This window comes from Nonomuraea sp. MTCD27, from assembly GCF_041950495.1.
Taxonomy (GTDB): domain Bacteria; phylum Actinomycetota; class Actinomycetes; order Streptosporangiales; family Streptosporangiaceae; genus Nonomuraea.
Window position 1 is genome coordinate 81917 of the sequence record NZ_JBGNUW010000015.1, and the last position, 18118, is coordinate 100034.

19 protein-coding genes are annotated in these 18118 nt (G+C 70.2%); 10 read left to right on the plus strand and 9 right to left on the minus strand.

The window, feature by feature from the left end; genetic code table 11:
* The first annotated feature begins 56 nt into the window (after nucleotides 1-56).
* Entirely contained in the window at nucleotides 57-815 is a 759-nt protein-coding gene (locus ACBJ59_RS37520; protein WP_375114922.1) for an SDR family NAD(P)-dependent oxidoreductase, read from the plus strand.
* Here the strand turns inward: ACBJ59_RS37520 and ACBJ59_RS37525 are convergent, their stop codons facing one another.
* Nucleotides 816-1241: a CAP domain-containing protein gene (locus ACBJ59_RS37525; protein WP_375114923.1), complete on the minus strand. Its 426-nt coding sequence runs from the start codon at nucleotides 1239-1241 to the stop codon at nucleotides 816-818.
* A 188-nt stretch (nucleotides 1242-1429) separates the two neighbouring features.
* Between ACBJ59_RS37525 and ACBJ59_RS37530 the strand changes: the two genes are divergently transcribed.
* On the plus strand, nucleotides 1430-2224 hold the full coding sequence (locus tag ACBJ59_RS37530) for an alpha/beta fold hydrolase (RefSeq protein ID WP_375114924.1): 795 nt from the start codon (nucleotides 1430-1432) through the stop codon (nucleotides 2222-2224).
* A gap of 5 nt (nucleotides 2225-2229) precedes the next feature.
* Here the strand turns inward: ACBJ59_RS37530 and ACBJ59_RS37535 are convergent, their stop codons facing one another.
* The 3 genes from ACBJ59_RS37535 to mce form a co-directional block, all read right to left on the minus strand.
* Entirely contained in the window at nucleotides 2230-3426 is a 1197-nt protein-coding gene (locus ACBJ59_RS37535; protein ID WP_375114925.1) for an AI-2E family transporter, read from the minus strand.
* Between the two features lie 144 nt (nucleotides 3427-3570).
* Nucleotides 3571-4866 (minus strand): DivIVA domain-containing protein, encoded by a 1296-nt coding sequence (locus ACBJ59_RS37540; RefSeq protein ID WP_375114926.1) that lies wholly within the window; start codon nucleotides 4864-4866, stop codon nucleotides 3571-3573.
* A 204-nt stretch (nucleotides 4867-5070) separates the two neighbouring features.
* A complete protein-coding gene (mce, locus tag ACBJ59_RS37545; protein WP_375114927.1) occupies nucleotides 5071-5493 on the minus strand; it encodes a methylmalonyl-CoA epimerase in 423 nt (140 codons plus the stop codon).
* Nucleotides 5494-5578: 85 nt separating this feature from the next.
* Here mce and ACBJ59_RS37550 point away from each other — a divergent pair, with 85 nt between their 5' ends.
* Entirely contained in the window at nucleotides 5579-6766 is a 1188-nt protein-coding gene (locus ACBJ59_RS37550) for an acetyl-CoA C-acetyltransferase (protein ID WP_375114928.1), read from the plus strand.
* Nucleotides 6767-7073: 307 nt separating this feature from the next.
* On the opposite strand, the gene ACBJ59_RS37555 is transcribed toward ACBJ59_RS37550, so the two are convergent.
* Complete coding sequence (locus ACBJ59_RS37555) at nucleotides 7074-7454, minus strand: hypothetical protein (RefSeq protein ID WP_375114929.1); 381 nt, start codon at nucleotides 7452-7454, stop codon at nucleotides 7074-7076.
* Between the two features lie 285 nt (nucleotides 7455-7739).
* Between ACBJ59_RS37555 and ACBJ59_RS37560 the strand changes: the two genes are divergently transcribed.
* Genes ACBJ59_RS37560 through ACBJ59_RS37570 form a run of 3 tightly spaced genes read left to right on the plus strand, consistent with a single transcriptional unit; the run spans nucleotide 7740 to nucleotide 10602 of the window.
* A complete protein-coding gene (locus ACBJ59_RS37560) occupies nucleotides 7740-9917 on the plus strand; it encodes a germacradienol/geosmin synthase (RefSeq protein ID WP_375114930.1) in 2178 nt (725 codons plus the stop codon).
* Nucleotides 9918-9961: 44 nt separating this feature from the next.
* Nucleotides 9962-10390 (plus strand): hypothetical protein, encoded by a 429-nt coding sequence (locus ACBJ59_RS37565; protein ID WP_375114931.1) that lies wholly within the window; start codon nucleotides 9962-9964, stop codon nucleotides 10388-10390.
* Entirely contained in the window at nucleotides 10384-10602 is a 219-nt protein-coding gene (locus ACBJ59_RS37570; RefSeq protein ID WP_364114460.1) for a helix-turn-helix transcriptional regulator, read from the plus strand. The genes ACBJ59_RS37565 and ACBJ59_RS37570 overlap by 7 nt, the downstream gene beginning before the upstream one ends.
* 173 nt (nucleotides 10603-10775) lie before the next feature.
* On the opposite strand, the gene ACBJ59_RS37575 is transcribed toward ACBJ59_RS37570, so the two are convergent.
* From ACBJ59_RS37575 to ACBJ59_RS37585, 3 genes are all read right to left on the minus strand, one after another.
* Nucleotides 10776-10928, minus strand: a complete 153-nt coding sequence (locus ACBJ59_RS37575; RefSeq protein WP_375114932.1) for a hypothetical protein — start codon at nucleotides 10926-10928, stop codon at nucleotides 10776-10778.
* Between the two features lie 161 nt (nucleotides 10929-11089).
* Nucleotides 11090-11761: a DUF4230 domain-containing protein gene (locus ACBJ59_RS37580; RefSeq protein WP_375114933.1), complete on the minus strand. Its 672-nt coding sequence runs from the start codon at nucleotides 11759-11761 to the stop codon at nucleotides 11090-11092.
* A 28-nt stretch (nucleotides 11762-11789) separates the two neighbouring features.
* On the minus strand, nucleotides 11790-13580 hold the full coding sequence (locus ACBJ59_RS37585) for a hypothetical protein (protein ID WP_375114934.1): 1791 nt from the start codon (nucleotides 13578-13580) through the stop codon (nucleotides 11790-11792).
* Between the two features lie 282 nt (nucleotides 13581-13862).
* Here ACBJ59_RS37585 and ACBJ59_RS37590 point away from each other — a divergent pair, with 282 nt between their 5' ends.
* Genes ACBJ59_RS37590 through ACBJ59_RS37605 form a run of 4 tightly spaced genes read left to right on the plus strand, consistent with a single transcriptional unit; the run spans nucleotide 13863 to nucleotide 17441 of the window.
* Nucleotides 13863-14414, plus strand: coding sequence for a MarR family winged helix-turn-helix transcriptional regulator (locus ACBJ59_RS37590; RefSeq protein ID WP_375114935.1), 552 nt, complete (start codon nucleotides 13863-13865; stop codon nucleotides 14412-14414).
* A complete protein-coding gene (locus tag ACBJ59_RS37595) occupies nucleotides 14398-15336 on the plus strand; it encodes a tetratricopeptide repeat protein (protein WP_375114936.1) in 939 nt (312 codons plus the stop codon). The genes ACBJ59_RS37590 and ACBJ59_RS37595 overlap by 17 nt, the downstream gene beginning before the upstream one ends.
* 9 nt (nucleotides 15337-15345) lie before the next feature.
* Nucleotides 15346-15975 carry a cytidylate kinase-like family protein gene (locus ACBJ59_RS37600; protein ID WP_364114472.1) on the plus strand — a complete coding sequence of 210 codons (630 nt, stop codon included), beginning with the start codon at nucleotides 15346-15348 and terminating at the stop codon, nucleotides 15973-15975.
* A gap of 56 nt (nucleotides 15976-16031) precedes the next feature.
* Nucleotides 16032-17441, plus strand: coding sequence for an NAD-dependent malic enzyme (locus ACBJ59_RS37605; protein ID WP_364114474.1), 1410 nt, complete (start codon nucleotides 16032-16034; stop codon nucleotides 17439-17441).
* A gap of 143 nt (nucleotides 17442-17584) precedes the next feature.
* Here the strand turns inward: ACBJ59_RS37605 and ACBJ59_RS37610 are convergent, their stop codons facing one another.
* On the minus strand, nucleotides 17585-18094 hold the full coding sequence (locus tag ACBJ59_RS37610; protein WP_375114937.1) for a hypothetical protein: 510 nt from the start codon (nucleotides 18092-18094) through the stop codon (nucleotides 17585-17587).
* Between the last annotated feature and the right edge of the window lie 24 nt (nucleotides 18095-18118).

Below are 18118 nucleotides of genomic sequence, written 5' to 3' on the forward strand. Positions count from 1 at the left end.
CCGGGCCTCCAGTCCATAGAATCTTGTTCGGTTCCAGGGTCGTCAGAGGAGGCGGTGTGGGCGCGTTCGATCTCACGGGGAAGCAGGCTCTGGTCACAGGGGCGTCGAAGGGCATCGGGCGGGCCATCGCGCTCGCGTACGCCGAGGCCGGGGCCGACGTGGCGCTCGTGTCCCGCTCGGCGGAGACGCTCGCCGAGGTCGGCAAGGAGATCGAGGCCCTGGGCCGGCGGGCGGTCGTCATCCCCGCCGACCTCACCGACCGCGAGGCCGCCGCCTCCGCCGTGGCATCCGCCATCGACGGGCTCGGGCACGTCGACATCGTGGTCAACAACGCCGGCGGGTCGAACTTCCTGGTCGAGTTCAAGGACCTGCGGCTGTCGGGCTGGGACAAGCTGATGCGGCTCAACCTCGACTCCGCCATGGCCGTCTGCCACGCCGTCGCCCCCCACCTGCTCGGCCGGGGCGAGGGCGTGGTCATCAACGTGGCGTCGGTGGCCGCGCTCGGCGCGCCGCTGCTCGCCCCCTACGCCGCCGCCAAGGCCGGGCTGGTGGCGCTGACCAAGACGCTGGCCGTGGAATGGGCGGGGGCCGGGGTGCGCGTCAACGCCCTGTGCCCGGGGTGGACGGCCACCGAGCTCAACCGCAACCTCTGGGAGGACGAGGCGTCGAACGCCGCCACGGTGGCCAGCGTTCCCATGCGGCGCTGGGGGAGCGCGGCCGAGATGGCGCAGCCCGCCGTGTTCCTGGCCAGCCCGGCCTCGGCGTACATGACGGGTCAGGTGCTGTTCATCGACGGGGGTGCCACCGCCATCTGATCAGGCGGGCGGCACGTCGTCGGCCGGGGGCTCGAAGACGAGGACGATGTACGTCTCGTACTTCTTCGAGCCCAGTCCGGCCACGCGGGCGGCGCCCATCGCCGTGGTGCTCTTCCCGATGAGCCGGCTGTGATCGGCGCGCCCGGCGTACCAGGAGGCCACCGCCCGCGCGGCGTCGCTCATGTCCTCGCCCTCGCTCCAGAACAGGTTCTCGCCGGTGCCCGCGCGCAGGCCGTCGTGCCCGCCGCCCAGCCCTTCGTGCCGGGAGAGGGCGGCCGCCCTGGACTTGGCGTACTCGACCAGGAGCGGGTCCATCGCCAGGGGTGGCACGTGGTGCTCGGCCCGGCGGGCGTTGACCTCCTGCAACGCCTGGAGGAGGAAGTCGCCGTTGGTGGCGTCGGGGAGTGCGGGGCGGGTTCCTGCCATTCCTGTCACCTCACGGTGCACGGGTCGCTGTGCCTGGATTGTGCGCGGGAATTATTCGTCGGGCAATGTCAGACTTATGGTGGATATTGGCGAAGTGAGGCTTTTGTAGAAGTCGTCAGGCCTGTCCGGGGATATTCGGCATAAGCCATCGAGTGATTGTCGGCGTGAACCGCGTTACCGTGTGGTCCGTGCAGCTCTACACGAGATCTGCCGGGACCGGGATCCCGGTTGTCCTGCTTCATGCGTTCCCGCTGTCCTCGGCGATGTGGCTGGCGCAGCGGGAAGGGCTGGCCAAGGTCTGCCGGGTCATCACCCCTGACCTGCGCGGCTTCGGCGGGTCGCGGCTGGGCGAGGACGATCCGTCGCTCGATCTGATGGCCGACGACGTCGCCAGGCTGCTCGACGAGGAGGGCATCGACAGGGCGGTGGTCGGCGGGCTGTCCATGGGCGGCTACGTGACCATGGCGTTCTGCCGCCGGCACCCTGACCGGGTGCTCGGCGTGATCCTGGCCGACACCAAGGCCAGCCCGGACCCGCCCCCGGCGAGGGAGAACAGAGAGCGCATCGCGCAGGCCGTCCTGTCCGGCGGCAGCGAGGTGCTGGTCAGCGAGGTGCTTCCGGCGCTCATCGGGCCGACGACCAAGGAACGGCGGGCCATGGTGTTCGGCCGGGTCAAGGGCCTGGTGCAGTCCGCCCCGCCGGGCGCGGTCGCCTGGGCGCAACGGGCGATGGCCGCGCGGCCCGACTCGTTCGAGACCTTGAGCGGGCTCAAGGTGCCGCTGCTGATCCTCGTGGGGGAGGAGGACGAGCTGTCGCCGCCCTCCGACGCCGAGGCCATGTCGCGGGCCGTGCCCGAAGGCAGGCTGGAGATCATCCCCAAGGCCGGCCATCTCAGCGCGGTCGAGCAGCCGGAGGCGTTCAACGCGGCGGTGACGGAGTTCCTCCGGACGGAGCTGGGCGGACTCAGGGCCGAGCGACCCTGAGCCCTTCAGGCCCGATCTTGGCGGGGCAGCACCAGCTCACGGATGATCAGCGAGATCGCGGCCGCCACCGGGATGGCCAGCAGGGCGCCGACGATGCCGAGCAGCGCGCCGCCGAACAACGCGGCGATGACCGTCACGGCCGGCGTCACGTCCACCGAGCGCTTCATCACCCTGGGATAGATGAAGTAGTTCTCGACCTGCTGGTAGAGCACGAAGAAGATCGCGCACGCGATGCCGGCGGGCACCGAGTCCAGCAGCGCCACTCCAGTCACGAGCACCGCGCCGATGGTGGCGCCCACCAGCGGGATCAGGTCCGTCAGGGCCACGACCAGGGCGAGCGCGAGCGCGTACTGGACGCCGGCGATCGACAGGAAGATCCAGGTCAGCACGCCCGCGATGATCGAGATGAGCACGTTGCCCGCCACGTACCCGCCGATGCCGGTGAGGATCTGCTCGCTGATCACGCGCGTCCGCGGCCTGCGCGAGGCCGGTACGAGCTTGAGCAGGTAGTCCTTGATCGTGTGCAGCGAGCCCAGGAAGTACAGCATGAGCACCAGCAGCGTCACCGTGGTGAACACGCTGTTCAGCACCACCAGCCCCGCGCCCATGATCCCGGTCGCCAGCGACGGCCCCAGCGTGCCCGTCACGAACGTGCGGATCTGCGGGAGGATCTGGTAGTCGGCGTCGAGCTGGCGGAGCGTCGGATGGTTGCTCAGCTCGGTGATGTAGCCCGGCACCGCGTCGATGAACTCGGTGAGCTGCTTGCTGACCGGCGGCACGATGGCCAGCCCGAACAGCACGAACGCCACGATGACCCCGGCGAACACGATCGAGATCGCGCCCCGCCTGGCCAGGCCGCGCCGCTGCAGGGCCTCGACGGCCGGGTTGAGCCCGACGGCCAGGAACATCGCCACGACGACCAGGATGATCGTGCTCAGCGACGCGACGATCATCTGGGCGAGCGCGATCGCCGTCAGCACCCCGAGGCCGCCGACCAGGCCGAAGAGGAAGGGGCCGCGGGCCAGCGGCTTGCCCGGCAGCCCGTACGACGTCCAGCTGGCGTCACCCTTCGGCTGCGGCGCGTCCGGCTGCGGCGCGTCCGGCTCCCGCGAATCTTCGCTCGCCGGCTCTGTCGTCTCCGGTTGTATCTTCTCCGGCTCTGTCTTTTCCGGCCCGGTCGCGGGCTCGACGTCTGCGGACACGGAGGGCTCCAGGGGGATCGGCGACAGAGCATGACGGACCGGCATCGGTTCGTACACGCCCGACAACAAAGAGAGAGCCTAGCGACCATTTGATCGCCAGGCTCTCCCCAGCCGTCATTCAGCCCCCGTGTGCCAGCTTCGTGACTACTCCTGCCACCACTCCGCGTCGTCCTCCGACTTGGCCTCCACCTTCGGAGCGGGCGTCGTGACCGGGGCCGGAGGCTCGGCCACCGGCGCGGGCGCGGCGAGCGCCGGCTTCGGCGGGGCCGCGGTGACCGCGGGCTCCGGCTCCATGCCCGGCAGGGCGGCGCCGCCGAGCAGCTGGCGCAGCTGGGCCAGGTGGCTGGTGATGCTGTCGCGCTGGCGGGTGAGCTCGTCGACCTGGCGCTGCATCGCCGAACGGGTGCGCTCGGCGTCGTTCTTCGCCTCGGTGACGATCGTCTCGGCGCTCGACTTGGCCTCGGCCACGATGGTCTCGGCGCTCTTGCGCGCGTTCGCGACGAGCTGCTTGGCGTGCAGGTCGGCCTCGCGGCGGGTCTGATCGGCCTGCTGCGTGGCCTTCGTGGCCCGCGACTCGGCCGTGGCGGCGCGCTGCTCGGCCTCGGCGACCAGCTTCTGCGTGGCGGCCTGCGCGGTGGCGTGGCGCTCGGCCTCCTGGCGCTCGGCCTCCTCGCGGCGGGAGGCGAGCTGGATCTCGAACTCCGCCTCGTCCTGCGCCCGCTTGGCCTCCGACTCCTCCAGCACCCGCTGAGCCTGCGCGCGCATCTCGTCGGCCTGCCGCTTGGCGGTGGTCAGCACCTCGTCGCGCTCGCGCTTGGTCGAGGCGCGCAGCTGCGCCACCTCGCGCTCGGTGGTGGTGCGGAGCTTGGCGATCTCCCGCTCGGCGTCGGCGCGCTTCTCCGCGACCTCATGGTCGGCCGTCGCGCGCAGCTTGGCGGCCTCGCGCTCGGTGGTGTTGGTCAGCTCGTCGGACTCGCGGCGGGCGGTGGAACGGATGTCCTCGGCGTCGCGCTCGGCGCTCGTGCGCATCTCGTCGGTCTCGCGCGTGGCCTGGGCGCGCTTCTCAGCGGCCTCGGCCTCGGCGGCGGCCCGCACGTCGGCGGCCTCGACCTTGGCGGCCGCCTTGATCTCGTTGGCCTCGGACCTGGCGGCCTGGACGAGCTCGGTCGCCTGCTCCTCGGCCAGCCGGAGCAACTGCTCGATGCGGGCGCCGAGACCGGAGTAGGTGGGGCGCTCCTGCTCCTGTAGCTGGCGCTGGGAGTCGGACAGGTCGCGCTGGAGACCGGTGACCTGCTCGCGGGCCTGGCGCAGCTCCCCGTCGAGCTGCTTCAGATGATCGTGGACCTGGTGCCGGTCGTAGCCGCGCAGCACCACGTCGAACTCGCGTGCTGGGGCGTCCTCGAAGAAGTTGTTGAGCTGGGCGTCGATGTCGGACTGCATGGAGGCTCGATCCTGGGTTGTCGAGACGGCTACACGGGCCGGACGGGGGGTTCGGGGCATCCGTACCAGGAGCCTGTGCCTCGCGGCAGGCCCCATGTCCGGTGGAAGGTCAAGCGTACTCCGCTGGTGCCACCTGCGAAGCCCCGTCCAACTTTCTGCGTGACTAGTTACATATGAACGTTTTTTACGTTTTGTGGCGGTTTGCTAGTGCTTGGCTGCTTGGACCAGCTCTGTCAACATTCCTCCCACATCCTTGGGATGCAGGAACGCGATTTCCGAGCCCATCGATCCGTGTCTGGGACGCTCGTCCAGCAGTCTCACACCCTTCTCGTTGATCTTGGCCATGGCGTCCGCGACATCGGCCACCCCGAATGCCACGTGATGGACGCCTTCGCCCCGCCTAGCGAGGAATTTTCCCACAGGCGAGTCCTCGGAGAGAGGCTCCAGGAGCTGAATGTAGGAGCCCCCACCTTCGCCGTCGGCGATGTGCAGCATGGCCTCCTTGACGCCCTGTTCCTCGTTCACCTCCCTGGCCACGACGGTCAGCTCGAACGTCCGCGAGAAGAACTCGATCTTCTCCTCGAGGTCGCGGCAGGCGATCCCGATGTGATCGATCCGCATGAACATGTGTGGCCTACCTCCATGGCGAGCGACGTCGTACTCGTGGGTATGGTGTCAAAGACCCGACGCGCGAGCACAGGAGGCCGTTGTCATGTCCAGTTCCGTCATCGTGGCCGGAGCTCGCACCCCCATCGGCAAGCTCCTCGGATCCCTCTCCGGCCTCCCGGCCGTCGAGCTCGGGGGCATCGCCATCAAGGCCGCCCTGCAGCGGGCCGGGGTCGCTCCGGAGGCGGTCGAGTACGTCATCATGGGCCAGGTCCTCCAGGCGGGCGCCGGCCAGATCCCCTCCCGCCAGGCCGCCGTCAAGGCCGGCATCCCGATGACCGTCCCCTCCATCACCATCAACAAGGTCTGCCTGTCGGGCCTCGACGCCATCGCCCTGGCCGACCAGCTCATCAGGGCGGGCGAGTTCGACATCGTGGTGGCCGGCGGCATGGAGTCCATGACCAACGCCCCCCACCTGCTGCCCGGCCTGCGCAAGGGCGTCAAGTACGGCGGCTCCGAGGTCGTCGACTCCATGGCCCACGACGGCCTGTTCTGCGCGTTCGACCAGTGCGCGATGGGCGTGTCGACGGAACGCTACAACGCCCGGCTGGGCATCGGGCGCGAGGAGCAGGACGCCCTGTCGGCCCGCTCCCACCAGCTCGCCGCCGCCGCCATCAAGAACGGCGTCTTCGAGGAGGAGATCGTCCCGGTGGAGATCCCGCAGCGCCGCGGGGAGCCGGTGGTCGTCAAGGAGGACGAGGGCGTACGCGGGGACACCACGGCCGAGACCCTCGCCAAGCTCCGCCCGGCCTTCGCCGCCGACGGCACGATCACCGCCGGCTCGGCCTCCCAGATCTCCGACGGAGCCTGCGCCGTGGTCGTCATGTCGAAGGCGAAGGCGGAGGAGCTGGGCCTTCCGTGGCTGGCCGAGATCGGCCGGCACGGCAACGTGGCGGGCCCCGACGCGTCGCTGCAGTCGCAGCCCGCCAACGCCATCAAGCACGCCCTGGCCAAGCAGGGCGTCACGGCCGACGCCCTGGACCTCGTGGAGATCAACGAGGCCTTCGCCAGCGTGGTGCTCCAGTCGGCCAAGGAGCTCGGGATCCCGCTGGACAAGGTCAACGTCAACGGCGGCGGCATCGCCCTGGGACACCCGATCGGCGCGTCGGGGGCCCGGATCGTGCTGACCCTGGCGTACGAGCTGAAGCGCCGGGGCGGCGGGCTGGGCGCGGCCGGCCTCTGCGGCGGCGGCGGCCAGGGCGACGCCCTCCTCATCACCGTCCCCAAGCCCTGACCACAAGGGACGCTTCACCCGTCGCGCTTCCTTCGCCCGCCGAAACCCGCGCCCCCCGTTGCCTGGGTCACCGGCACGCCCCCTACGCGTGCCCCGATCGGGCCTCGCCCCGAGCGGCCTCGCCCCGAGCGGCCTTGCCCGGCTCGGGCGCGCCCCGCTCGGGCCTTGCCTCGATCGGGGCGCGTTCTCCGGGGCTCGCGGCTTCGCCATGAGCCCCGGGGCGAGCGAGCTTCCAGCCCCTCACCCTCCCGGACGCTGACCGGCGTCACCTGTCCCCGAACCCTCGCCGGGACCGGCCGCCGCCCACTCATTCCTCATTGATCGTCTGGTCACCGCCGGCCTGGTAGATCCGCCCATGCCCCGACGCCTCAGCCCGCATCTGCACGTTGGTCGCCCCGTCCCCCGTCGAGATGACGCCCGAATTGTCACCCCCGATGGCCACGGACCTCGACCCCGACGCCGAAACGTCCGGCTCGGCCTCGGCCCCCTGGACAGGCTGGTCGCCCGCCCGATCACCGACCACCCCGTAGACGGCGATGACCAACCCGACCAGAGCGACGAACACCCCGATCACACTCGCGAGCTTGTCGGCATGCTCCAGCCCCACCCGCACGAAGTAGACGCCCAGTCCCGCCATGGCCACCACGGCGACCACGACCCCGCCCCACACCAGCCTGCGCTTGCGCATATCCGCATCATCAACCGCACGATGAGCGCGCACAACGCGAACGGCGATGTGCGCATCCTCGGCAACCGCTTCGCCGGGATGACATGACCGTCACCCGTGAGGAGATCGGTCTCAGGGACAAGCCCATCATCACTCGGCGTAAACGAAGTGTTGCCATTACATCACTCTCCGTGTGCATAATGGAATCACACCCACCAGAAAGGCCCATCCGCCACAGAAACATCGTCAACTCCACACGCCTCGTCTCCTCTCCGAAAGCACCGGTTCGAGCGGAGGATCACGTCGATGTCCCCCGACCCCGGCCGCACAGTCCCCACGCGGTCGTTCGAGATGCCCATCCCCTACCAACCCGCCCCCGCCCGCCTGAGCCCCCATGCGGACGGCGCCCACGTGCACTCCCTCGCGTGGGCCCGGGGGATGGGGTTGTTCGACTGCGAGGACGGACGGGGGGAGCGGGTCTGGGACGAGGAGCGGTTCGACTCCATGCGGATCCCGCTGTTGGCGGCGTACTGCCATCCGGACGCCGCCCCCGAGAAGCTGAATCTGGTCTCCGACTGGTACGTGTGGATGTTCTGGTTCGACGACCACTTCGCCAGAACCTTCAAGCGGCCGGGCGCCCGGCAGCAGGCGAAGGAATACCTGGACAGGCTGCGGCGGTTCACGCCGGTCGGCTCCGCGGGCACGGCGTCCCCGGCGAACCCCGCGGAGCGCGGGCTGGCCGACCTCTGGGCGCGTACCCTCCCCGGCACGTCGACCGGCTGGCGGCGCAGGTTCGCCGGGAGCGCGCAGAGCCTCGTCCAGGGCCGCCTGCGCGAGCTGGAGAACATGCGGGACGGGCGGGTGCCCAACCCCATCGAGTACATCGGGCTGCGCCGCGCCTCGGGTGGCGCCCCCTGGGCGGCGGACCTGGTCGAGTACGCGATCGACGCCGAGGTGCCGGACCGGATCGCCGGTACGCGGCCGGTCCGGGTGCTGCGGGACACCTTCTCCGACGGCGTGCACCTGCTCAACGACCTCTATTCCTACCGGCGGGAGATCGAGGAGGAGGGCGAGGTCGACAACGGCGTGCTGGTGCTGGAGCGGTTCCTGCGCTGCGGCACCCAGGAGGCCGCCGACCGGGTGAACGACCTGCGCACGTCGCGGTTGCGGCAGTTCGAGAACACGGCGCTGACGGAACTGCCGCCGGTGGTGGAGGAGTGCGGGGCGGATCCGGGCGAGCGGGGAAGGGTCGTCCGATATGTGCGGGGGCTGCAGGACTGGCAGTCCGGGTCGTGCGAGTGGCATCGGCGGTCCAGCCGGTACGCGGCGTCCGAGCGGCCGCCGGTCGGCCGGGCGCCGGGCGCGCCGGCGGGGCTCGGGGTGCCGGCCTCCGCGCTGCGGTCCCCGAACGGGGTGACGCCGGGTTATCCCTTCCGGCTTCCCGCATTCGACATGCCGTGGAAAGTGAGCGTGAATCCGCACCACGCGGGAGCCCGGGCGGCGGGAAAGGCGTGGGCGTGCGAGATGGGGATCGTCGGGCCGCCGGGCGGCCTCTGGTCGGGCGAGAAGTACGACGCCATGGAATTCGCCAAGTGGTGTGCCATGACCAGCCCGTCGGCCGCGCCCGAATATCTGGAGCTGATGGCGCTCTGGTTCACCTGGGTGCTCGCGCTCGACGACTATTTCATCGCCGAATACAAGGCGCGCCGGGATGTCGTGGGCGCCCGGGTCTTCGTCGAGCGGCTGGCCTGTTTCATGCCGTTGGAAGGGGGCGAGCCGGTCCCGGGCAACTGTGTCGAGCGGGGGCTGGCCGACCTGTGGAGCAGGACGGCGGAACGGCTGCCGGCGGCGCGGCGGGAGGCGATCCGGCGCGAGGTGCTGCTGCTCGCCGCGGGCAATCTCTGGGAGATGGGCAACAGCGTGCTGCACCGGATCCCCGACCCGATCGACTACATCGAGATGTCACGGGTGGCGAAAGGGGTGGCGGGTCTCGGGGCCCGGCTGGTGCTGCTGGTCCAGCAGCTCGACATCTCCGAGGAATTGCTGGACAGCCGGTTGATGCGCGAGCTCGTGAACGCCTATGCCGACCATATCGACCTCACGAACGACATCATTTCCTACCGGCTGGAGACCGAGGCGGAAAGGCACCTCAACAACGGCGTCCTGGCCGTACGGAACTTTCTGCGCTGTGGCCTCCAGGAGGCCGTCGACATCGTCAACGACCAGCTCACCGCATGCGTGCAGAATTTCGAGCGCATCGCCGGGGAGGAACTGCCCGGAGACGCCGCCGACGTGGCGGCGTACGTCGAGAACCTGCGCCACTGGATGAGCGGCAACCTGGCCTGGCACGTCGGCAACAGCCGCTACGTCGACCTCGATCCCGTCGCCGGCGTCGTGCCCTTCCCCCGAGTGCTGTCGACCGGGCACGTGAGTGCGGCGCCCCCGCCGAGCGACCAGGGCATGCAGCGGCTCGCCGGGATGTAAAGAATTATGGACATGGTGTCTGGACTGCTTTACATTATGCAGGCATGGCACCCGAAGAGAAACGCGCATGGGTCATGGTCGTGGTCTCCGCGGTCGCGTACCTGACGTACGTGGCGATCATCCTCGGCCGGGCGGGGGCCGTCCCGCTCGCCGAGGTGCCCTACGCGGCGACCCTGCTGTGGACCGTCGGCGCGGCGATCGTGGCGGGGATCGTGCTGCACATCGCGGTCACGCTGATCTGGCGCGACCAGATCGGCAAGAAGGACCGCCGCGACAAGGAGATCAACCGGTACGGCGAGTACACCGGGCAGTGGTTCCTCGTCGCGGGCGGGGTGGCGGCCATGGTCATGGCGATGGCCGAGCTGGACCACTTCTGGATCGCCAATGTGCTCTACCTGGCGTTCGTCCTGTCGTCCGTCCTGGGCTCCGTGCTGAAGATCATCGCCTACCGCCGGGGTCTGCCGTCATGGTGAAGCCCACGAAGGTCACGAACTCGATCCGTGCCCTGCGTTTCGCGCACGGCGAGATGACGCAGGCGGAGCTGGCCGACCGCATCGGCGTGACCCGGCAGACGGTCATCGCGATCGAGCAGGGCCGCTACTCGCCCTCCCTGGAGATGGCGTTCCAGATCGCCAGGGTCTTCGGGGTGCCGCTCGACGACGTGTTCCAGTACCCGGACGGCTGAGGGTGAGCCCCACGCCCGGGTACGACGATGCCCCGGCCCACCAGGAATGGACCGGGGCTTCGTCACGCCACACTTCGGCCCGACCAGGAATTCGGACCTGAGTGTCGCCGCCCCCTAAGGGGGCATTTCAGCCCGGCCGCGAGGGAGGTTGCGGCCGGGCTGCTTGTGGACGGTCATGAGGCGAGGAGGCGGGCGAACACCGAGCGGTGGCGGCGCTCGGAAGGCCGGCTCTTGCTCGCCTCGCGGACGCGCCGCTGCTCGGCGGCGGCCTGCCGCAGCTCGGCGGCGTGGTGTTGCATGACGCTGTATTCGAGTTCGGCGTTCATCCGAGTGCTCCTTGGAGTCCTTGTGCGTTTCCCTGCACTCTCAAGACTCCGCCTAAGGCCCCCTCCGGCACATCGGGCGTATGCCTTATCTCCGGGCATAGGCGCAGATAGGGAGGTACTTAGGAGGGTGCACACGGCGCCTAAGGCGCAGGTGAGCACGCCTAAGGCTCGTCGGTGAACTTCACCGTGACCTTCGTGAAGCCGAGCGACCTGAGCATGCCCGACAGCATCGCCTTGGTGTTGGTGTCGGCCCGCGCGCGCAGGTCGCTCGCCACGGCCGCCTCGGTGATCTTCTTCTCGGCCAGGAGATAGAGCTCCCGCTGGTCCCCGGGCGAGCCCGACAGGAAGTCCTGCACCCGGTCGAGCAGGCCGCGCTGCTGCGCGAACACGTAGGAGCGGCTGTTGTCCAGGTTCGGCTTCTCCAGCTGGGCCCTCGGCAGGCGTATGGTGGCCTCGGTGCGGTCCTCCGAGACCGTCACCCCGTCCGTCGCCATCGCGGAGAAGTCGACATAGGCGTCCACCCCGCCCGCCCCGACGAACAGCGTGCGCGTGCCCTTGACCGCGTCGGGCAGGAAGTTGGCGTCCTTCTCCAGGTCAACGACCACCTGGAAGTTCCCCGTCGCCGCCTCGAACCTGCTCAGGTCCTTGATGGACTGCAGGAGCACCGGCTGGCTGCGGTCGATGGTCTGCTCGCCGAGCGGGTTGAGCCAGGACCAGGCCAGGCGGCCGCCCACCACGAGCAGGACCGTCAGGACCAGGAAACCCGCCACATATCGCCACCTGCGACGCCGCCCGGGGGTAGCCTCGGGCAGCGTCGTTCGGGAAGTCGTCATGCGAGCATGACTACCCGGTGGTCGATCATCAGTGCCAGCCGTTTGGTGACATCTTCGGTCCCGAGCCGCCGCCGTGGCCGTGCGGCGCCGCCCCGCGCGAGTGCCCGCGCGGGGCGGCCCCGGGCCCGCCCGCCGACATATGCGCCGCCGGCGCAGAGCCCTTGGCCGGGACAGAGCCCTTGGATGCGACAGTGCCCTTGGACGGGACAGAGCTCTTGGCCGCGACGGTGCCCTTGGACGTCCCGGAACCGTCGGCCGTCCCGGTGCCCTCGACCCTCCCGGGAGCGGCTGAGGCTCCGGAATGATGGGCAGGGGCGCCGGGCTCCGCCGGCCTCCCGGCGCCACCGGGAGCTGCGGCCGCGCCGGGCGCGACGGAAGCGCTCGACGTGTCGGAGACCAGCATCGGCCAGCTCCTCCCCGACGTGTCGGGCGCCCAGCCCTCCGCCGGATCGGCCGGAGCCCACCCGGCGGAGGGCGCGTCCGTGGTCCAGCCGGTCTCCGGCGTCCGCGGCGCGGACCCCGATCCGGGCGTGTCCGGCGCCGAGTTGGCCGACGTGGTGCCGGACGGGTCCGGGTACACCGGGTAGACGTGGCTCGACTCCGGGGTCGGGCGCGCGGACGGCGCCACCTGGGCGTGTCCGGGCCCGCCGCCGAAGTGCGTGCTCGACAGCCTGCAGCCCTGGAAGTCGCTGTAGAACATGCGCAGCCACTCCCTGCGCTGGTGCTCGCTCAGCGAGGAGAACCACGCCGTCGCGTACTGGTGCTCGGGCAGCGGCGTTCCCGGCAGCGGCTCGCCGCGCAGCCAGGCCACCACGATCTGCCGGTAGCCCTCCGCGACCGTGCTCTGGCACCTGGGGGCCAGCGACTCGATGTACTCGTACGCGGCCTCCTCCGCGAACCCGGCCGACAGGTCGGGCACGTGCACCGGAGCCAGCCCGTTCGACGGCTTCAGCGCGTCGTCGAGCGGTCGCTGCTCCACCCGCGTGAACGCGGCGGGCGTGCCCGCCAGCCGGGAGGCGATCTGCGTGAACGCCGCTCCGAGCTCGGTCAGCCCCGCGCGCATCCCCGGATGCACGCACACCGTGATCGGCCACTCCTGGCAGCTGTACGCGATGTCCACGGCCGCGGCCGGCTTCGCCTGCGTCAGCACCCGCGATACGCCCATGCCCGCGGCCAGCACCGCCAGCAGCGCGCACGCCAGCACCAGGGCCTGCCTGGTCACCAGCGCCGCCCACCCGAGCAGCAGCGCCGCCGTGATGCCGAGCAGCCAGATCGTCTGGTCGAAGAACGGCGCCCCGTTCAACCCCTGGAACAGGTCGTACGGCTCCCCGGTCCCCGGCGCCAGCTTGTCAGCCCACCCGCGGTCGTCGGCCAGCCAGGAGAACAGCCCGTAGCAGGCCAGCCCGGCGATCGGCGGTGTGTACGGCCGCGGCAGCACCCAGCCGGCCACCCACCCGATCACCGAGTACAGCGCCAGCCCCGCCATGCCCATGCCCAGCCCCGACAGGCTGAGCCGGCCCGCCTGGTCGGTGAGCACCGTCTTGACGGCGAGCACCAGCACCGTGGCCCCGAAGGACCCCAGCACCACCACCACGATCGCCAGCGGCGCCTTGAGCGCCCGCCACGTCGTGAGCGAACGGCCGCGCAGCGCCCGGCGCTTGCGCAGGGCCACCCAGGCGGCGAAGGCGGCCGCCACCGGCCCGGTCAGCCGGAGCGAGCCGATGACCGCGGCCACGATGTTCTCCCACGCGTCTACGCCAGGGATCAGGACGTTCCACGCCGCGACCAGGCCGACAGCCAGCAGTACGGCAACCGTCACGGCCGCGCTGTGCTTCAGCTCCTCTCGTGAAACGCCCGCGTGCTCACGCACCCTTTTTCCCGTTGAAGTTCATCAAGCACCCCCCGTGCCCCTCGGCAAGGCGGAAAGCCGATCGGTCCGAACCCGTCCCCACAGGCCCTTGGACTTGGCATCCGCGTCACCATACGTACGAGAACCATAACTGAGCGTGATGATTGATGTCCGTATTCTTGGTCAAGCGAAGAGGCCTGTCGCGGAGAGTAATCAGACGAACCGGGACGACCGGCGCGCTACCGTAGCGCTGTGTCGCAGCCGAAGCCGCTCAACCTGCCGTTCGATCCCATCGACCGCGCCGCGGAGAGCTGGCGCGCTCACTTCGGACCTTCCGCCGCCATGGCCGCCGTTACCTCGATCATGAGAGCGCATCAGATCCTGCTGTCGCAACTTGACTCGCTCCTGAAGCCATACGACTTGACCTTCGCCAGATACGAGGCCCTGGTCCTGTTGACCTTCAGCAAGACCGGCGCGCTCCCGCTGTCCAAGATCGGCGAACGGCTCATGGTCCACCCCACCAGCGTCACGAACACGGTGGACAGGCTGGAGAAGTCCGGGTTCGTCTGCCGGCTGCCGAATCCCCGCGACGGCCGCGGCGTGCTGGCCGAGATCACCCCTGCGGGCAGAGAGGTCGTGCGCCGCGCCACCGCCGACCTGATGGCGGCCGAATTCGGCCTCACGATGTACGCCGAGGACGAACTCCACCAGATGTTCGACCAGTTGCGCACCCTTCGCGTGGCGGCGGGTGACTTCCCGGCCTCGTCCATGCGGCAAGATGAAGGGCATGGCGGACTTCTCTAGGCCCGGGTCACTCTACGGAGCTATCGACCTGGGCGCGCGCAAGCAGGCACTGGAGGCGCAGGCCCGGCGGGACGCGGCAGGTCCCCAGGCGGCCTCCTCGGCCTCGGTCGTCGACGTGACCGAGGAGACGTTCACTACCGACGTCATCGACCGGTCCATGACGGTGCCCGTCGTCCTCGACCTCTGGTCTCCACGGGCGCCGGGCAGCGCCCAGCTCAGCCCGGTGCTGGAGAAGGTGGTCGGCGACCTGGGCGGCAAGGCGATCCTGGCCAAGGTCAACGTCGACGCCAGCCCGCAGATCGCCCAGGCGCTGCGGGTGCAGGCGGTGCCGACCGTGCTGGCGATCTTCCAGGGCCAGGCCGTGACCGGCTTCCAGCAGGTCCTGCCGGAGCAGGAGGTGCGCCGGTGGCTCGACGAGCTCATGGGCGCGGTCGAGCAGTTTTACCAGGCCAACCCCGACGCCCGGCCGCAGGCGGGGCCCGGTGAGCCGGAGGCGCCCGCGGGGCCGCCGGCCGACCCCGACCTGGTGGCGGCCGAGCAGGCCATCGAGGCCGGCGACCTGGACGCGGCGATCGAGGCCTACCAGCGGCTGCTGGCCCGCGCGCCGGGCGACGAGGACGCCAAGATGGGGCTCGCGGGCGTCAACCTGATCAAGCGCACGGCCGACGCCGACCCCGCCGACGTGCAGCGTCGCCTGCAGGACCCGGCCGACATCGACGCCCAGCTCCTCGCGGCCGACCTGGAGATGATGTCCGGCTCGGTGGACGAGGCGTTCGCCCGGGTCATCGCCGTGGTCAAGCGCACCTCGGGTGACGAACGCGACCGGGTCAGGCGACACCTGCTCGGACTTTTCGACGCGTTGCCCGCCGAAGACCCATCTTTGGCGAAAGCACGTAGAGCATTGGCGAGCGCCCTGTTCTAACCTGGGAATATGCGGGTCGTCACAATATCGGCGACATACGGCACGGCCGGCAGCCAGATCGGCCCGGCCGTGGCCGAGCGACTCGGCGTGCCCTTCGTCGACCGTGCCATCCCCAGTGCCGTGGCCCAGGAGCTGGGCTGCACGCTGGAGGAGGCGCTGGCCCACGACGACCGCGCCGAACACGGCCTCGGGCGGCTGTTCTCGGGCGCCATGCGGCTGCCGACGGTCACGTTCGGGGGCGTGGACATGTACGTCCCGGGCGCGCTGCCGCTCGCGCCCGAGGAGTTCGTCCGCCGTACCGAGCGCATGCTCAAGGACATGGCCCGCAACCAGGGCGGCGTGTTCCTGGGCCGGGCGGGGGCAGTGGTGCTGGCCGACCATCCCGGCGCGCTGCACGTCAGGCTCGACGCCCCGGTCAAGCGCAGGATCCGGCAGACGGCCACGCTGGGGGAGCTCAGCGAGCGCGAGGCCCGCCGGATCATCGAGGACAACGACCGGGCCAGGACCGCCTACGTACGCCACTTCTACCGCGCCGATCCCGGGGATCCCTGTCAATATCATCTGGTCCTCGACAGCACCACGATTCCGGTCGTCACCTGCGTCGAGCTGATCGTCCTGGCAGCCGAGGCACTGGATTGACCAAACGCCCCCTAACATGGGAGGCATTCTTGGTCAGTCCCGAAGGAGCGATTGACGTGGCGACCGTCCCGAGTGTGTCGTACTCCATCACCGTGCGTCTCGAGGTGCCGGCCGGCGGCAAGGCCGTCAGCCAGCTCACCCACGCCGTAGAGTCGGCAGGGGGCGTCGTGACCGCCCTCGACGTCACGAACGCGGGGCACGAGAAGCTCCGCATCGACGTCACGTGCGCGGCGAGGGACACCGACCACGCCCAGGCCATCGTCGACCAGCTCGAGGCCGTCGAGGGCGTCGTCATCCACAAGGTGTCCGACCGCACGTTCCTCATGCATCTCGGTGGCAAGATCGAGATGAAGTCCAAGGTGCCGCTGCGCAACCGTGACGAGCTGTCCATGGCCTACACGCCGGGCGTGGCGCGGGTGTCGATGGCGATCGCGCGCAACAAGGAGGACGCGCGGCGCCTGACCATCAAGCGCAACACCGTGGCCGTCGTCACCGACGGCTCGGCGGTGCTGGGGCTGGGCAACATCGGGCCGGAGGCGGCGCTGCCGGTCATGGAGGGCAAGGCGGCGCTGTTCAAGCGGTTCGCGGGCATCGACGCCTGGCCGATCTGCCTGGACACGCAGGACGTCGACGAGATCGTGCGCACGGTGCAGGTGATCGCGCCCGGGTTCGGCGGGATCAACCTGGAGGACATCGGGGCGCCGCGCTGCTTCGAGGTGGAGCGGCGGCTGCGCGAGCTGCTCGACATCCCGGTCTTCCACGACGACCAGCACGGCACCGCGATCTGCGTGCTGGCCGCGCTCACCAACGCCCTGCGCGTGGTGAACAAGAACATCGAGAACGTCAAGATCACCATGGCGGGTGCCGGCGCGGCGGGCAACGCCGTGCTGCGGCTGCTGCTGGCGGCCGGGGCGCGCAACGTGATCGTGTGCGACTACCTGGGGGCCGTGCACAAGGGCCGCGACGACCTGGACGAGTCGCTGCAGTGGATCGCCGACCACACCAACACCGAGGGCTACTCCGGCGACCTGCGCGGGGCGGTCAAGGGTGCCGACGTGTTCGTGGGGGTCTCCGCGCCGGGCATCCTGGTCGGTGACGACATCGCCACGATGGCCGACGACGCGGTGGTGTTCGCGCTGGCCAACCCCGAGCCCGAGGTGTCGCCCGACGACGCCCGCGAGCACGCGGCCGTGGTGGCCACGGGGCGCTCCGACTACCCCAACCAGATCAACAACGTGCTGGCCTTCCCCGGGGTGTTCCGCGGGCTGCTGGACGCGCAGGCCGGTGGGGTGACGCAGGAGATGCTGCTGGCCGCCGCCGGCGCGCTGGCAGCGGTCGTCACGCCCGAGGAGCTGGGCCCCAACTACATCGTCCCGAGCGTGTTCCACCCCGACGTGGCCACAGCGGTGGCGGCGGCGGTCCGCGAGTCCGCCGGCGGCCGGGCACGCGGCTTCACCGAGGCGTAGTAGTCCAGGGCGTAGAAGTCCAGGGCGTAGTAGTCCAGGGCGTAGAAGTCCGAGGCCCGGATAGTCCGGAGCGTAGGAGTCCCAGGCGTAGTAGTCCGGGGCGTAGAAGTTCGGGACGTAGAGGCCCGAGGCCCGGGAGTCTCTTACGGCGTCGAGTTCGGCGCCGGGGTGGTGATCGCGGGCATCAGGCGATAGCTCTCCTGGAAGACCAGGTTGTGGGCGTCGCCTGCCGCGATCACCCGTAGCGTGTCGAGCTGGCCGGCGGCGTCCGCCTCGTCGAAGACGTTGAGCGGCCAGTCGCCGACCGTGTTGCCCCGCAGGTGCGGATGGTGGAAGTCGCGGCCGTAGTGGGCGACCACCGCGATCGGCTGGACGTGGCTCGCCCGCTGCTCGGGCCAGGTCAGCGACCACATCGCGTTGAGGCCGCCCTCCTGCGACCTGGTGACCCCGCTGGCCACCACCTCCCCGGTGCCGAGCAGCAGATCGGCGTTGGCCTCGTCGAGCGCCGCGCGCGCCACCGGGTCCAGGAGCTCGACGGCCCGGACGAACACGCGCTCCTTGTCGTCGCGAGTGACGGCCCGGCCGTGGTCGCCGTCGCGCAGGTCACAGAAGTGCCTGAGCAGGGCTTCGTTCATCGGAGTTGGAGTACGCATGCCTACCCCCTTCCCCGATCAGGG